This window comes from Enterobacter sp. SA197 (assembly GCF_054131575.1).
The window spans coordinates 1,739,146-1,753,733 of the sequence record NZ_CP096393.1 but is presented as its reverse complement, the minus strand read 5'-3'; the positions used below and the strand labels follow the sequence as shown (position 1 = coordinate 1,753,733).

Below are 14,588 nucleotides of genomic sequence, written 5' to 3'. Positions count from 1 at the left end.
ACCGCTCCTTAAACCGTCAGAACCACACAGCTGTCGGCTTCCCAACACAGGCGTACTTCGTCGCCCCAGGTCGGCATGCCTTTACGATAGCGATACGCATTCTGCAGCTGCGCGCTGATCATTTGCCCGCTTTGCAGACGCACGTGGTAAATCGACAAGTCGCCCAGGTAGGCGATATGCACCACTTCGCCTACCGCAAAGTTATAACCGTCAGCAGGCGGCTCCTCACAGAGCATGATTTTTTCCGGACGCAGCGCTACGTAAACCGGCACGTTGTCCACGACCGAGGCGTCCACATCCACTTTCAGCGGATGAACCAGCCCGGGGGAATCGATAACCAGACCGTCCTCTTCACGCGCCTTCAGCAGCCCTTCAAAGACATTAACCGAGCCGATAAATTCTGCACTGTAGCGGGTGGTCGGGTGCTCATAGATCTCTTCCGGTTCACCAATCTGCACGAACTTACCACGGTTCATAATGGCAATACGTCCGGCCATGGTCATTGCCTCTTCCTGGTCATGGGTCACCATCACGCAGGTCACCCCCACGCGCTCCAGGATATCCACCACTTCAAGCTGCATACGGTCACGCAGCTTTTTATCCAGCGCGCCCATAGGTTCATCAAGCAGAAGAAGCTTGGGTCGTTTTGCCAGGCTACGTGCCAGTGCGACACGCTGGCGCTGACCGCCGGAAAGCTGATGGGGCTTACGTTTGGCGAACTCCTGCATGTGCACCAGGCTCAGCATTTCGGCGACGCGGGCGGTAATTTCCGCCTTGGGCAGTTTGTCCTGCTTCAGGCCAAACGCGATATTCTGCTCGACGGTCATATGAGGAAAGAGCGCGTAGGACTGGAACATCATATTGATGGGCCGCAGGTAGGGCGGCACATGCGCCAGATCCACGCCATCAAGCATGATCTGCCCGGTCGTCGGCAGCTCAAACCCTGCCAGCATGCGAAGCAACGTAGATTTACCGCAGCCGGAAGGCCCCAGAAGGGCAAAGATTTCGCCTTTATAGATGGTCAGGCTGACATCATCCACGGCGTGCTGACCGTCAAACGACTTGGTCAGGTTGCGGATTTCCAGCAGAGGCGTCAGCGCCTTGGGGGTTTTCGCCTGTGGGCGGGGGATAGCGTCATTCACTCAAGTGCTCTCCGGCAAAAACATCAACCGCCTTTTTCGGTTGATGAAAAATGACTGGACAGAGGTCAATGACCTCTGTCCATTATGGGGCAATTGCACCGCCCTGGTGCAGGTCAATCGCTATTCAGCTGATTGATTTATTTGCCACTTTTCACTTTTGTCCACGCACGCGTTCTCACGCGATCAATTTTAGGATCCTGCACCTTCAGCGTGTAGAGTTTGGCAAACACATCCGCAGGCGGATAAATAGCCGGGTTATCACGTACCTCGGCGCTGATCAGCGGGACAGATGCCTTATTACCGTTAGCATAGAATACGTGGTCGCTGACATGGGCAATCACATCCGGACGCATCAGATAGTTCAGGAACTGATAGGCTTCTTCTTTATTTTTTGCATCATTTGGCATGGCAAAGACGTCGAAGAACGCCAGGGCGCCTTCTTTCGGGATGACGTAGGAGACGTTCACCCCGTTTTTGGCTTCTTTGGCCCGGTTGGCCGCCTGCCAGACATCACCTGCCCAGCCAATCGCCACACAAATGTCGCCGTTAGCCAGATCGTTAATGTACTGAGAGGAGTGGAAGTAGCGAATATTCGGGCGCAGCTTTAGCAGCAGATCGGTCGCCGCCACGGAGTAATCATCAGCTTTCGAACTGTTGGGATCTTTACCGAGGTAGTTCAGCACGGTGGCGAAGATCTCTTCCGGGGCGTCCAGGAAGGAGACGCCGCAGCTTTTGAGTTTTTCCAGATTTTCTGGTTTTAACACCAGATCCCAGCTGTTTACGGGTACATCACCCAAAGCCGCTTTGACTTTATCGACGTTATAACCGATGCCCGTAGTGGCCCACAGATAAGGCACTGCGTATTTGTTATCCGGGTCGTGTTTGGCAACCATCTTTAACACGTCCGGATCCATGTTCTTCCAGTTCGGCAGCTTGCTTTTATCAAGCGGCTGGAACACGCCGGCGGTAAGCTGACGCTCCAGGAAACTCGCTGACGGCACCACCAGATCGAAACCGGTGCTGCCAGCCATCAGTTTTCCTTCCAGCACTTCGTTGGAATCGAATACGTCATAAACGACTTTAATACCGGTCTCTTTTTCGAAATTGGCCACCGTATCCGGTGCAATATAATCAGACCAGTTATAAACATGCAGCGTCTTTTGCTCTGCGGCGAGTGTGCTGGCAGAGACCGCCAGTAATGCACCCGCAACAAGACCTGATAACCATTTTTTGCTCAAAGCGGTCATATCTCATTCCTTCTGGAAAGTCCGTTACCACACGAACTAAATGTATGCATTTAAGATATGCAAGATTCATGCATATTTTGTCAGTCTGCACTCACCGAAGCGAAAAAATCTTTCGGTCGACGCCGCATGCTTTTCAAAGCACCGCAAGAATAACTGTAGCCAGGGTTAGAGGCTATAGGGCAGATTAAAAAACGCCTTTTATCAATTTTTTATGCAGATTCTGTCTATTGGATAAGCCGAACTGACGGGAATGGCGGTGGAATACGCTGGAAGGAAGGGATTAGGGCAGAATAATAATATCTGTTATGCAGCCGCTCTGGCAGCGGCTGCGCTTAAGTTACAAGGTGTTAGTGAAGAAAATTGAGCGTTTCGTCGCCGCCTGACTTATCGTCTTCTTCCGGCACATAGAGCAGTTGATGGGCGCGGGCCTCAAGAATCACCATCGAAATTTGCTCTTCACTCTGCTGCATAAACCAGGCAAACTGCTGAGTGGTCACCCCGGCGGCGACGGATAATGTCTGGCAAACCACCAGTTTTGGCAGGTTATCATCCTGAATATCAATAAATGCTTTCACCGTCAAAGAACTGGCGTTAATGGCAGAGAGATCTGCAGCCAGCGCCAGCAGCGCGGACGGCTTCACTTCAGCCATTGCCGTAAAGAGCACGACATCGTTAATGAGATCGATTTTAGCGTCAAACACCCCATCAAAATTCTGCATATGCGGCAGGTGCAACGCCTGGCAGGTATCGCATTCAAAGAAATTAATACCCGCTTCGTCGAGCCATTGACGTAGGGTGTCCAGACCAGGGACAACAAGTGAATCCATAGTGCGACACAACCTCTGCTTAGAAAATAATGCCCTAGCTTACGCAAAAAGCCGGCGATGTACCATGATTCGAAAGGGAAAACGGCTATCCGCCTGTTTTCAGGCAAAAGCCTGGGGTGGCGTGACGCTCAATCCACTGAAGCATTTTGCCCGCAATATCGATACCGGTTGTTTTTTCAATGCCTTCAAGGCCCGGCGATGCATTGACCTCCATCACCAGTGGCCCGCGGTGCGCCCGTAAGATATCCACTCCGGCGACATCCAGCCCAAGGGTCTTTACCGCCGCCAGCGCCAGCTCCCGCTCACGCGGCGTAATAGTGGCAACACTCGCCACGCCCCCCCGGTGCAGATTTGAGCGAAAATCCCCCTCTTTTGCCTGACGTTCGATAGCCGCTACCACTTCATCACCGACGACCAGACAACGGATATCTTTACCTCTGGCCTCTTCTATATATTCCTGGACCAGAATATGGGCGTTCAAACCGCGAAACGCATCAATGACGCTCTCCGCTGCCTGCCGGGTCTCTGCCAGCACCACGCCGATGCCCTGCGTACCCTCCACCAGCTTCACCACCAGTGGCGCACCACCGACCATCGCAATCAGGTCACTGGTATCATCCGGGGAGTGAGCGATACCGGTAACCGGCAGCGCGATGCCCTGACGGGCCAGCAGCTGCAACGACCGGAGTTTATCTCTGGCGCGCGTAATGGCCACGGATTCATTTAAAGGGTAGCTGCCGAGCATTTCAAACTGCCGTAGTGATGCCGTGCCGTAGTAGGTTATTGCAGAGCCGATGCGCGGGATAACCGCGTCATAGTGGGGCAACTGGCGGCCTTTATAATGCACGGCAGAGGCAGCAGGATCGATGCTCATATAACATGACAGTGGATCGAGAATATCGAGTTGATGGCCACGGGACGTGGCGGCTTCACGCAGACGTTTACACGAATAGAGCGTTCCGTCCCGGGACAATATGGCAATTTTCACCCTGCACCTCTCTGATTAGCGCTGGAAAAGCACGCGTATCATACACGTAGCAAGGTGCCGGATGCATAGGAATTAACGCACCGCCCATCCCTGTTTGTGCAAATAATCGAGAATGAAAGGACGGTTCTCTTTGATAAGGGTACGCCGGATATGGTCGCTCCAGGTATCCTTACGATTATTACTACCACGCGAGAGATAATAGGCCGCCAGTTCCTCGTCGTACTGCGCGAGCGTCTGCGTGTCCACCGGCTGGTAGCTATTTTCATGCACCACCAGGGAGGCCGGTAAACGCGGTTTCACGTCCGGGTTATCCGAAGGCCAGCCGAGGCAGAGACCAAACAGCGGCAGCACATGTTCTGGCAGCTTAAGCTGCGTGGTCACCGCCTCAATATTGTTCCGCAGTCCACCGATATAAACCCCGCCAAGCCCCAAAGACTCCGCTGCCGTCAGGGCGTTCTGGGCCATCATCGCCGTATCGACCACGCCGAGCAGCAACTGCTCGGCCAGCCCCAACTGTGCCTCCGGGCAAATCTGCAAATGGCGGTTAAAATCGGCGCAAAACACCCAGAATTCCGCTGCCTGTGCCACATGCTGTTGACCGCCGGTGAGGGTCACCAGCTGTTCGCGAAGGGCGGTGTCCGTGATGCGAATAATGGAGCTGCATTGAAAAAAGCTGGAGCTGGAGGTGCCCTGGGCCGCCGCAATAATCGCTGCGCGCTGTGCATCGGTAACCGGCTGGTCGGTGAAATGGCGAATCGAACGGTGGTGACAAAGGAGGTCGATAGTGGGTGTCATGCGTTTCCCTGAAAAAGTTGCAAAACGACCATTATAAATGAACCGCGTCGCGGGAATTATCCGTAACTTGCTCTGAAAGGTTCCGGGCATCAACACAACAGGCATAACCTGTTTTCACTGCGCCGCGAAAAGACGCATGATGCCCTCAGTTACCCTCTGGATAATGGAGAGAAAAAATGTATGCCGTGATATTTGGTCGTGCGGGTTGCCCGCAATGCGCTCGCGTAAAAGAAGTGGCCGAGCGGATCGCTAAAAAGCAAAAAGGGTTCGAGTGGCGCTATGTCGACATTCATACCGAGGGGGTCAGCCGCAGAGCGCTGGAAGAGGCGGCGGGCAAATCTATCGACACCGTACCGCAAATTTTTATTGATAAACAGCACATTGGTAGCACCAGCGAGTTCAACAAATACATTCGCCAACATTTCGGCTGGTTTGCCTGACTGTGCCACCGACGATGGCAGGGCAAAGGCTCCTTAACGCGCCCGCGGGGAAGATAACCGGCTGAAGAGCCCACTTAAAAACAGGTAGCATAAGGCCCCCAGCGAGCACCAGAACAGCCCACTGAACAGCCATGCCAGCTCCTGCCAGAAGGAGCGGACCGGTGTGAAGCAGAGTCGCATCAGCACGAAACAGAGTGGCGCGGCGAGAATAGCGCCGACGAGCGACACCATGACATTGCGCCGACGGGTAAAAACACCAGCCACTACGCCCGGAATAATAAAGAAAAGTAGCCCCAGCTCCGCATGTCCGGATGCCCGAAACGCACCGTCTACATTCATTACCAGCGACAGACAAACGACGATAAAAAGTATAAAGCAGCAGAAGATGCCCGCTAAACTCTGTTTATATTTCAAACCATCCTCCTGATTTTTTCTCTATCAAACACGCATTCGTTCAAAAGAACGTCCTGTCAGATAAAGCGTGAAGGCAATCCCTGCTAAATGGCCCAAAGGGGAATAGTTGATTCTTACTAGCCGTTGGAATTCTTTACGATTAAACTAGCGACCAGTTATTGTTTTGAGGTAAAAATCGGGGCGAAGCACGCATTTTTTCAGCACCCGCCGCAGCTCAAAACATTAGCCCAAATAACCATTTCTTTCAATAGCTTACAAGTAAACAAGAAGTTAGACTCCGTGAATATAAACGTCGCAGATTTGTTAAACGGGAATTACATACTGTTATTATTTGTGGTTCTGGCGCTCGGACTTTGTTTGGGAAAATTACGCCTGGGATCGGTACAACTCGGTAATTCCATTGGCGTTTTAGTGGTTTCCTTATTATTAGGTCAGCAGCATTTCAGCATTAACACCGACGCCCTTAACCTGGGTTTTATGCTGTTTATTTTTTGTGTTGGCGTGGAAGCCGGACCAAACTTTTTTTCAATTTTTTTCCGTGATGGTAAGAATTATCTCATGCTCGCGCTGGTATTAGTTGGCAGTGCTCTGCTGATCGCGCTTGGCCTGGGTAAGCTGTTCGGTTGGGATATTGGGCTAACGGCGGGGATGCTTGCAGGCTCTATGACCTCCACGCCAGTTCTGGTTGGCGCAGGCGATACCCTGCGTCATCTGGGAATGGAGAACAGTCAGCTTACCAGCGCCCTCGATCATTTGAGTCTCGGTTACGCCCTGACCTATCTTATCGGGCTGGTGAGTTTAATTGTGGCGTCACGCTACATGCCCAAACTGCAACATCAGGATCTGCAAACCAGCGCCCAGCAAATTGCCCGCGAGCGTGGCCTCGATACCGACACTAACCGCAAAGTCTATTTGCCGGTTATCCGCGCCTATCGCGTTGGCCCTGAACTGGTGGCCTGGGCGGATGGTAAAAACCTGCGCGAACTGGGTATCTATCGTCAGACGGGCTGTTATATCGAACGCATTCGCCGCAACGGCATTCTGGCCAACCCCGACGGCGATGCGGTACTGCAGGTGGGTGATGAAATTTCTCTGGTGGGCTATCCGGACGCGCACGCCCGTCTCGATCCAAGCTTTCGTAATGGTAAAGAGGTGTTCGACCGCGATCTGCTGGATATGCGTATTGTCACCGAAGAGGTGGTGGTCAAAAACCACAACGTGGTTAATCGCCGCCTGGCCCAACTGAAACTGACCGATCACGGCTGTTTCCTCAACCGCGTCATCCGCAGCCAGATTGAGATGCCGATAGACGACAATATCGTGCTCAATAAAGGCGATGTGCTCCAGGTGAGTGGCGAAGCAAAACGGGTGAAGACCATTGCCGATCGTATCGGCTTTATTTCTATCCACAGCCAGGTGACAGATCTCCTCGCCTTCTGCGCCTTCTTTATCGTCGGCCTGATGATTGGCATGATCACCTTCCAGTTCAGCTCGTTCAGCTTTGGCATCGGTAATGCCGCAGGCCTGTTGTTCGCGGGTATCATGCTTGGCTTCCTGCGTGCCAACCACCCTACTTTCGGCTATATCCCCCAGGGCGCGTTGAACATGGTGAAAGAGTTTGGTCTGATGGTGTTTATGGCAGGCGTGGGGCTTAGCGCAGGCAGCGGCATCGGGAACGGTCTGGGCGAAGTTGGCGGGCAGATGCTGATTGCCGGGCTGATAGTAAGCCTGGTGCCGGTGATGATCTGTTTCCTCTTCGGCGCCTATGTCCTGAAGATGAACCGTGCCCTGCTGTTCGGCGCCATGATGGGGGCGCGTACCTGCGCGCCAGCGATGGAGATCATCAGCGACACCGCGCGCAGTAACATCCCGGCGCTGGGCTATGCTGGCACCTACGCCATCGCCAACGTATTGCTGACGCTGGCAGGGACACTCATCATCATCATCTGGCCTGTCCTCGGATAACTCTGAAGTAGCATTTATTTTTGACAGACAGAGAACTTTTTATCAGAGCGTCAGTCATAACTAGTGCCACTGCTTTTCTTTGATGTCCCCAATTTGTGGAGCCCATCAACCCCGCCACTTCGGTTCAAGGTTGATGGGTTTTTTGTTTTCTGCCACTCATCTTTCCCCCGCAATCCGCCCAATCATTATCCTCAGGTCTTCACGCTTAAGCGGTTCCCTGTCCACCACAAAGTGCAGCGTCATCCCTTCAATAAACGCATCCAGCGCACGCGCGGTGACTGGGTCAAACCACTGTTCGAGGGTGGTCTGACTGGTGCGCATCCAGTTTTGCATTACGCTTTTAAAGGTCGGCTTTTTGCTCATGAAGGCATAGAGCTGATACATCAGTTCCATATTGTGCGGGGTGGTCACCTGTGCGCTGTAGATGAGACGGGTGATGGCATCGCAGGCCTCAGCCTGGTTTGTTACCTTGTCGAAAAAGGCCTGGTACTGTTCCGACATCTGCTGAGTGAATCGGGTAAAAGCTTCGTCAAGCAGCGCGTCGATGCCTGTGAAATAGTAGGTCATGGAGCCGAGGGGCACGTCCGCGTGGCTGGCGATTTTACGGTGGGTTACGGCCTGAATCCCATGCTCAGCAATGGCTTCCAGCGTCGCTTCGATGATTTTTTCACGTCGATGCGGGTCGTTCGGTCGTCTGTTCATACACCCTCTCAATCAGTTATGTACAAATGTACACACCCTTGCTAGTGTTGTCCTCACTTTTCCCTGCAGGATGCGACGTAATGGCTGTCATCTCTCCTCGTAATGCCCTGAAACATCGCCTCTGGGCGCTGTTTACCTTCTTCTTCATACCAGGTTTATTGATGGCGTCATGGGCCACGCGAACCCCGGCGATCCGCGATATTTTGTCAGTGTCGACAGCACAAATGGGTGCCGTGCTGTTTGGACTGTCCGTGGGCTCAATGAGCGGCATCCTCTCCTCCGGCTGGCTGGTTAAACGCTTTGGGACACGTAAGGTGATTCGCGCCAGTATGACGGTGGCCGTTGCTGGCATGGCAATTCTGAGTCTGGCGCTGTGGCTGGCATCGCCGCTCCTGTTTGCCATCGGGCTGGCGTTCTTTGGCGGCAGCCTGGGCGCAGGCGAAGTGGCCATTAACATCGAAGGTGCCGCTGTTGAACGTGAGATGAACAAAACCGTGCTGCCGATGATGCATGGGTTCTACAGTCTGGGCACACTGGCGGGTGCGGGCATTGGGATGACACTCACCGCATTTGGAACCCCGGCTACGCTGCACATCCTGTTGGCGGCAGGGGTGGCCATTACGCCCATCGTCATGGCTATCTCTGCTATTCCCGAGGGCACCGGCAAAGACACGCCGCAAGATAAACAACGCAGTAAACAGGGTGTGCCCTTCTGGCGCGATAGCCAGCTACTGCTGATTGGCATGGTGGTCCTGGCAATGGCCTTTGCAGAAGGCTCAGCGAACGACTGGTTGCCGTTGTTGATGGTTGACGGACATGGCTTTGATCCCACCTCCGGCTCACTGATTTATGCGGGTTTCACGCTGGGGATGACCGTCGGGCGCTTTACTGGCGGCTGGTTTATCGATCGCTACAGCCGCGTCACCGTCGTTCGCGCCAGCGCACTGATAGGTGCTCTTGGTATCGGGCTTATCATCTTCGTTGATAACGCCTGGGTTGCCGGAGCGTCGGTTATTTTCTGGGGGCTGGGGGCGTCGCTGGGCTTCCCGTTGACCATCTCTGCGGCGAGCGATACCGGCCCCGATGCGCCAACGCGCGTCAGCGTGGTCGCCACAACAGGTTATCTCGCTTTTCTGGTAGGGCCGCCGCTGCTGGGCTTTTTGGGGGAGCACTACGGTTTACGTAGCGCGATGATGGTGGTGCTGGGCCTTGTCATGGTCGCCGCACTGGTTGCTAAAGCGGTTGCCAAACCTGCAACCCCGATGGCGTCAGCACCGCGATGAGAATACCGCGCGTGAGGTTCAAGTACCGCACGCGTGGCAACACTTTCCTTCTGGCGATTCCCCATACTTCGTCCGGTTTTGTGGCTGGCACCCGGTCAGCCACCTCACTCTGTCGAGGCGAACATGAAACGCTCCCTGCTCACACTTGCACTTTTTGCCACACTCGCCAGCGGCGCGATGGCGCAAAACATCACGGTAAACGTGCCTGATGGCTACAAAATTGAACTGGTACCCCTGAACACTCCCGCACCACAGACAGCCTATGTCGCTCCGCAGATCGTTACCCCGGCCCCGGTGATGCGCGTTGCGCCTCGCGCCCGCCATCTGGCAAGCGTGGGTGAAGGGATGATTATCGAACACCAGATTGATGACCATCACCACTAACGGTTAAGGCTGTTTCACATCGCGATGTAAACAGCCTTAACCCTCCAGTGAATTGCCCACACGCTTATCCCGCAGAAAAATCACCATCAGTCCGAGCCAGAAGAGACCATTGAGTAAATTAAAGAGGCTGAACAGCGCATTACCACCCACCAGCCAGGCATGTTTACTGATCTCTATGCCGACGGTGAAAATAAACATTTGCAGCATGCCCATTGCTGCCGACACAGCCCCTTTGCTCACCTCGCTGGCGAAAAGCGTCAGGCGAACCAGCCCGGCGTTGGCGAGCCCGATACCGAAGGCGTACAGGCTTAAGCCTGCCGTCATCCACAAATAAGCGTGCGATGAGGCCACTGTCGCGACCGCAGCGACAATCAACCCGGCGATAATCGGCCAGCCGCCGAGAATAATCAGCGCACGGACCGTCCGGCGTGAGGTCAGTTTTGCCAGCACCAGGTTACCCGCAATCAGTGCGCCAAAAATGGGCACCTGTAACAACCCATATTCATAACTACTCAGCTGCTCACCATTGATGATGATAATGGGTGACTGGGCAATCCACGCCAGTAACGGCAGGCTGACAAACCCGGTCGCCAGCGCCCCCGCCACAAAGCGCACATTTTTCATCACCAGCGCATAATCGTGCCAGAGTGCTTTCATCGACAGCGACTCACCGAGACGCGTGGCCGTCTCCGGCATGGCACGCTGTAAGCCGACAAAGGCGACGGCCGCCAGCACGGCAAAGAGCACAAACATGCCCTCCCAGGGAGCGACATGCACCCAGGCAGCCCCGACCAGCGGGCCAAGCAGTGGCGCAATCAGGGCCACATTCGCCATCAGGGCGGTGATTTTAATACACACCGCCTCTTCGAAAGATTCCTGAATCGCGGCGTAACCCACAGCGCCGATAAAACAGAGGCTGATGCCCTGTAAAAACCGTAACAGGGTGAACTGTTCAATGTTCTGCGCCAGCAGGGTGGCAAGGCAGGTCACAATGAACCACACCACCCCTGCCAGCATCACCGGGCGGCGACCCACACGATCCGACAGCGGCCCCAGCAGCCACTGTAAAAACATACCGCCAGCCAGATAGGCGGTCATGGAGGTTGGCACCCACTCGATACCCGCCTGATATTGTTCAACCACGGTCAACATACCGGGCTGAATCATATCGTTGGCGATATAGGTGGAGAATTCGTACAGAACCAGACACAACGGAAATAACAGCGCCTGGCGACCCAGGCGTTGACCGGAAAGGGAGTGTTTTTGCATGTCTTCTCTTTAACGTAAAAAATCGCGCAGAGTGTAATCAAAGCCTCTGCACGGGGATAGTGAATTGTGCCGTTGAGTTCGCCGGGAGCACTTTTTTACCACTTAAGGTTCGCTTAAGCGTCATGACCTAATGTTGCAGAATAATGAACCTTCTGGCGTCAGAATTCTCTAACTCTGCGTTCAGAAAAGTAAAAGCACTTTACCCTGCGTAATCATGCTTTTATGGTTAACGTTTTCCCATTACTGCCCGTGTGCTAAGCGTCGTCAACGGTATGTTAGAAACTCTCAACACCTCGCTGTTCGAGTGGATTAATGCCACTCCCGATTCCCCCGCCTGGCTTATCAGCGCCGCCAGGGCGATTGCTAATGATGTCATTGGCATCGTGCCGGTGCTGGCAGTGTGTCTGTGGCTCTGGGGGCCACGGCATCAGGTGCGCGCCCAGCGGCAACTGGTGATCAAAGTCGCTATGGCAATGGCGGTCAGCATGACCCTCTCCTGGCTGCTGGGCCATCTTTTTCCCCATAATCGTCCGTTCGTCGACCATATCGGCTACAACTTTCTGCACCATTCGCCCGACTACTCCTTCCCAAGCGATCACGGCACGGTGATTTTCACCTTCGCCGTCGCCTTTATCGCCTGGCACAGGATCTGGTCCGGCGCGGTGCTGATGGTAATTGCGCTGGCGATTGCCTGGTCCCGTGTCTACGTTGGCGTGCACTGGCCGCTGGATATGCTCGGCGGGCTGATGGTGGCGCTCTGCGGCTGCCTGACCGCGCAGATGTTGTGGCATGGCCCCGGTCACACCCTGCTTCGCCTCACCCAGCAGCTTTACCGCCTCTGTTTTGCGATCCCCATTCGCCGGGGCTGGGTACGTGACTAAGCCCGACGGCAAAGGTAATATGAACGCCCTGCTCTGCGCAGGGCTTTCTTTATACTCAGGGGTTCTATGGAAACAAGACGTGACGAACGTATCGGTCAGTTACTCTCCGCGCTTAAACGCAGTGATAAGCTGCATCTGAAAGAAGCCGCCGCCCTGCTGGGGGTGTCCGAGATGACCATTCGCCGCGATCTCAGTACCAACAGCGCGCCTGTTGTACTGCTCGGAGGCTATATCGTACTTGAGCCCCGAACCGCCAGCCACTACCTTCTCAGCGATCAAAAAACGCGCCTGGTCGACGAGAAGCGACGTGCCGCAGCGCTTGCTGCAAAACTGGTGCTGCCTCATCAGATGGTGTTTTTCGATTGTGGTACCACCACGCCCTGGATCATTGAAGCCATTCCGGACGAGGTGCCGTTCATCGGCGTCTGCTACTCTCTGAATACGTTTCTCGCGCTGCAGGAAAAGCCCCTCTGCCGGGCCATTCTGAGCGGCGGTGAATTCCATGCCAGTAACGCCATTTTTCAGCCGCTCAATTTCAACGAGACGCTGAACTGCTTACGACCCGACATCGCCTTCTATTCGGCGGCGGGAGTGCACCAGGAGCAGGGGGTAACCTGTTTCAATCTTGAAGAATTGCCGCTTAAGCAGTGGGCCATGTCCAGTGCGCAATATCACGTGCTGGTCGTGGACAACAGCAAGTTCGGCAAAGTGCGCCCGGCCTGCATGGGTGCGCTGGGCCACTTCGACGCCATCGTCAGTGACGCCCGCCCTGACGATGCCTTAGCGGAATTTGCCCACGCGCAGCAGATCAAACTGATGTACTGAAGCAGACCGTGCCTGTCACGGCACGGTCTGTAATTGTCAGGAGAACCAGCCGCCAAACCACTGGTGGAACTTCATCAGCACCATATCCCACATCCGGCCAAAGAATCCGCCCTCTTCCACTGCTTCCATCACTATCAGTGGACGCTGTTCAATGGATTTACCGTTGAGCTGGAAGTCTATGGTGCCCACCACCTGCCCCTTTTTCAGCGGCGCTTTCAGTTCTGGTTCCGTGAGGGTGTAGCTGGCTTTCAGGTTTTTCAGTTGACCACGCGGAATGGTCACCGACCCTGCCTCTCCGGCACCCAGCTTCACCTCACTCTGATCGCCGAACCAGACGCGCTGGCTGACGAAGGTCGCGTCCGGTTTAATGGGTGTGACGGTCTCATAGAAACGGAAACCCCAGGTGAGCAGTTTTTCAGATTCGTTAAAGCGGATACGGTCGGTTTTCGACCCCAGCACTACCGAAATCAAACGCATGTCGCCCTGGGTTGCCGACGCCACGAGGTTGTAACCGGCCCCCTCTGTGGTGCCGGTTTTCATCCCGTCGACGTTCATGCTGGTGCTCCACAACAGGCGGTTGCGGTTCGGCTGACGGATCTTGTTAAAGGTGAACTCTTTCTCTTTGTGGATGGCGTACTCATCCGGGACGTCATGGATAAGCGCTTTGCCGAGCAGCGCCATATCCCGGGCGGTACTGAACTGCCCTGGCGCGTCCAGACCATGCACCGTCTTAAAGGTGGTGTTAGTCAGGCCAAGTTTGGTCGCGTAGCCGTTCATCAGGCTGACAAAGGCGTCCTGGCTACCGGCCACATGATCGGCAATGGCAATACTGGCATCGTTACCCGACTGAATGATGACCCCTTTGTTGAGATCCGCCACCGAGACCTGATCGCCAGGCTTGAGGAACATCAGTGAGGAGCCGCGCAGAGCCGGGTTTCCTGTGGCCCAGGCGTCTTTGCCAACGGTAACGGTGTCAGTTAACTGAATTTTTCCGGCCTTAAGTGCCTGACCGACAACATAACTGGTCATCAGTTTGGTCAGGCTCGCCGGGTCGAGTTTCTCATCTGCATGGCCTTCGGTGAGCACTTTTCCGCTGTTGTAATCCATCAGGATCCAGGCGCGGGCATCGATTGCCGGCGCAGCAGGGGCTTGCTCAGCCGCGTGCAGAGAGGAAGAAAAGAGAACGATCAGCGCGGCTCCCGCCGCAAGGCCGCGTGGAAAGAGAGATAAATGCGTCATATAGGCCACCCAGGTATCCATTCTGAAATAAACGTCGCACCACCGTGCCGCAACAAGCCGAGAGTAATAGCGCATAACGTAGATGAATGAAAGCGCCAAAAAGTAAAGTTTATGCAATAACATAATGTTGCGCTTACGCAGGCCACTTTTTTTGTAAATCGTTGCCAGAACGTTAACTTTATCCCAC

General features: G+C 54.5%; 15 protein-coding genes. 6 read left to right on the top strand and 9 right to left on the bottom strand.

Annotated elements, in window-relative coordinates; all coding sequences use genetic code 11:
• Positions 1-8 precede the first annotated feature (8 nt).
• From potG to nfsA, 5 genes are all read right to left on the bottom strand, one after another.
• Positions 9-1,142: a putrescine ABC transporter ATP-binding subunit PotG gene (gene potG / locus M1D91_RS08010; protein WP_437431253.1), complete on the bottom strand. Its 1,134-nt coding sequence runs from the start codon at positions 1,140-1,142 to the stop codon at positions 9-11.
• 137 nt (positions 1,143-1,279) lie between these two features.
• Positions 1,280-2,389 carry a spermidine/putrescine ABC transporter substrate-binding protein PotF gene (gene potF / locus M1D91_RS08005; protein WP_437431252.1) on the bottom strand — a complete coding sequence of 370 codons (1,110 nt, stop codon included), beginning with the start codon at positions 2,387-2,389 and terminating at the stop codon, positions 1,280-1,282.
• Positions 2,390-2,736: 347 nt separating this feature from the next.
• Positions 2,737-3,216: a type III secretion system chaperone family protein gene (locus tag M1D91_RS08000; RefSeq protein WP_437431251.1), complete on the bottom strand. Its 480-nt coding sequence runs from the start codon at positions 3,214-3,216 to the stop codon at positions 2,737-2,739.
• A gap of 85 nt (positions 3,217-3,301) precedes the next feature.
• Positions 3,302-4,204, bottom strand: coding sequence for a 30S ribosomal protein S6--L-glutamate ligase (rimK, locus tag M1D91_RS07995; RefSeq protein WP_437431250.1), 903 nt, complete (start codon positions 4,202-4,204; stop codon positions 3,302-3,304).
• Positions 4,205-4,276: 72 nt separating this feature from the next.
• Complete coding sequence (gene nfsA, locus M1D91_RS07990) at positions 4,277-4,999, bottom strand: nitroreductase NfsA (protein ID WP_437431249.1); 723 nt, start codon at positions 4,997-4,999, stop codon at positions 4,277-4,279.
• Positions 5,000-5,175: 176 nt separating this feature from the next.
• Here nfsA and M1D91_RS07985 point away from each other — a divergent pair, with 176 nt between their 5' ends.
• The gene (locus M1D91_RS07985) at positions 5,176-5,439 is read left to right on the top strand and encodes a GrxA family glutaredoxin (protein WP_437431248.1); all 264 of its coding nucleotides are present in this window, start codon (positions 5,176-5,178) and stop codon (positions 5,437-5,439) included.
• Between the two features lie 33 nt (positions 5,440-5,472).
• Here the strand turns inward: M1D91_RS07985 and M1D91_RS07980 are convergent, their stop codons facing one another.
• Positions 5,473-5,853 (bottom strand): inner membrane protein YbjM, encoded by a 381-nt coding sequence (locus M1D91_RS07980; RefSeq protein ID WP_437431247.1) that lies wholly within the window; start codon positions 5,851-5,853, stop codon positions 5,473-5,475.
• A gap of 279 nt (positions 5,854-6,132) precedes the next feature.
• Between M1D91_RS07980 and M1D91_RS07975 the strand changes: the two genes are divergently transcribed.
• On the top strand, positions 6,133-7,818 hold the full coding sequence (locus M1D91_RS07975) for an aspartate:alanine antiporter (RefSeq protein ID WP_437431246.1): 1,686 nt from the start codon (positions 6,133-6,135) through the stop codon (positions 7,816-7,818).
• Positions 7,819-7,974: 156 nt separating this feature from the next.
• Here the strand turns inward: M1D91_RS07975 and M1D91_RS07970 are convergent, their stop codons facing one another.
• A complete protein-coding gene (locus M1D91_RS07970) occupies positions 7,975-8,520 on the bottom strand; it encodes a TetR/AcrR family transcriptional regulator (RefSeq protein WP_437431245.1) in 546 nt (181 codons plus the stop codon).
• An 80-nt stretch (positions 8,521-8,600) separates the two neighbouring features.
• Between M1D91_RS07970 and M1D91_RS07965 the strand changes: the two genes are divergently transcribed.
• Entirely contained in the window at positions 8,601-9,803 is a 1,203-nt protein-coding gene (locus M1D91_RS07965; RefSeq protein WP_437431244.1) for an MFS transporter, read from the top strand.
• 123 nt (positions 9,804-9,926) lie between these two features.
• On the top strand, positions 9,927-10,187 hold the full coding sequence (locus M1D91_RS07960; protein ID WP_437431243.1) for a hypothetical protein: 261 nt from the start codon (positions 9,927-9,929) through the stop codon (positions 10,185-10,187).
• 36 nt (positions 10,188-10,223) lie between these two features.
• Here M1D91_RS07960 and M1D91_RS07955 read toward each other — a convergent pair whose 3' ends face one another.
• On the bottom strand, positions 10,224-11,456 hold the full coding sequence (locus tag M1D91_RS07955) for an MFS transporter (protein ID WP_437431242.1): 1,233 nt from the start codon (positions 11,454-11,456) through the stop codon (positions 10,224-10,226).
• Between the two features lie 272 nt (positions 11,457-11,728).
• On the opposite strand from M1D91_RS07955, the gene ybjG reads away from it, so the two are divergent.
• Both ybjG and deoR read left to right on the top strand, forming a co-directional pair.
• Positions 11,729-12,337, top strand: a complete 609-nt coding sequence (ybjG, locus tag M1D91_RS07950) for an undecaprenyl-diphosphate phosphatase (RefSeq protein WP_437431241.1) — start codon at positions 11,729-11,731, stop codon at positions 12,335-12,337.
• Between the two features lie 66 nt (positions 12,338-12,403).
• A complete protein-coding gene (gene deoR / locus M1D91_RS07945; RefSeq protein ID WP_437431240.1) occupies positions 12,404-13,162 on the top strand; it encodes a DNA-binding transcriptional repressor DeoR in 759 nt (252 codons plus the stop codon).
• Between the two features lie 36 nt (positions 13,163-13,198).
• Here the strand turns inward: deoR and dacC are convergent, their stop codons facing one another.
• Positions 13,199-14,401, bottom strand: a complete 1,203-nt coding sequence (dacC, locus tag M1D91_RS07940) for a serine-type D-Ala-D-Ala carboxypeptidase (RefSeq protein ID WP_437431239.1) — start codon at positions 14,399-14,401, stop codon at positions 13,199-13,201.
• Positions 14,402-14,588: the final 187 nt, after the last annotated feature.

Coding starts and splice junctions, on each gene's coding strand:
- potF (WP_437431252.1), bottom strand. CDS start 2,389: ATGACCGCTTTGAGCAAAAAATGGTTATCAGGTCTTGTTGCGGGTGCA.
- M1D91_RS08000 (WP_437431251.1), bottom strand. CDS start 3,216: ATGGATTCACTTGTTGTCCCTGGTCTGGACACCCTACGTCAATGGCTC.
- nfsA (WP_437431249.1), bottom strand. CDS start 4,999: ATGACACCCACTATCGACCTCCTTTGTCACCACCGTTCGATTCGCCAT.
- M1D91_RS07985 (WP_437431248.1), top strand. CDS start 5,176: ATGTATGCCGTGATATTTGGTCGTGCGGGTTGCCCGCAATGCGCTCGC.
- M1D91_RS07970 (WP_437431245.1), bottom strand. CDS start 8,520: ATGAACAGACGACCGAACGACCCGCATCGACGTGAAAAAATCATCGAA.
- M1D91_RS07965 (WP_437431244.1), top strand. CDS start 8,601: ATGGCTGTCATCTCTCCTCGTAATGCCCTGAAACATCGCCTCTGGGCG.
- M1D91_RS07960 (WP_437431243.1), top strand. CDS start 9,927: ATGAAACGCTCCCTGCTCACACTTGCACTTTTTGCCACACTCGCCAGC.
- M1D91_RS07955 (WP_437431242.1), bottom strand. CDS start 11,456: ATGCAAAAACACTCCCTTTCCGGTCAACGCCTGGGTCGCCAGGCGCTG.
- ybjG (WP_437431241.1), top strand. CDS start 11,729: ATGTTAGAAACTCTCAACACCTCGCTGTTCGAGTGGATTAATGCCACT.
- deoR (WP_437431240.1), top strand. CDS start 12,404: ATGGAAACAAGACGTGACGAACGTATCGGTCAGTTACTCTCCGCGCTT.
- dacC (WP_437431239.1), bottom strand. CDS start 14,401: ATGACGCATTTATCTCTCTTTCCACGCGGCCTTGCGGCGGGAGCCGCG.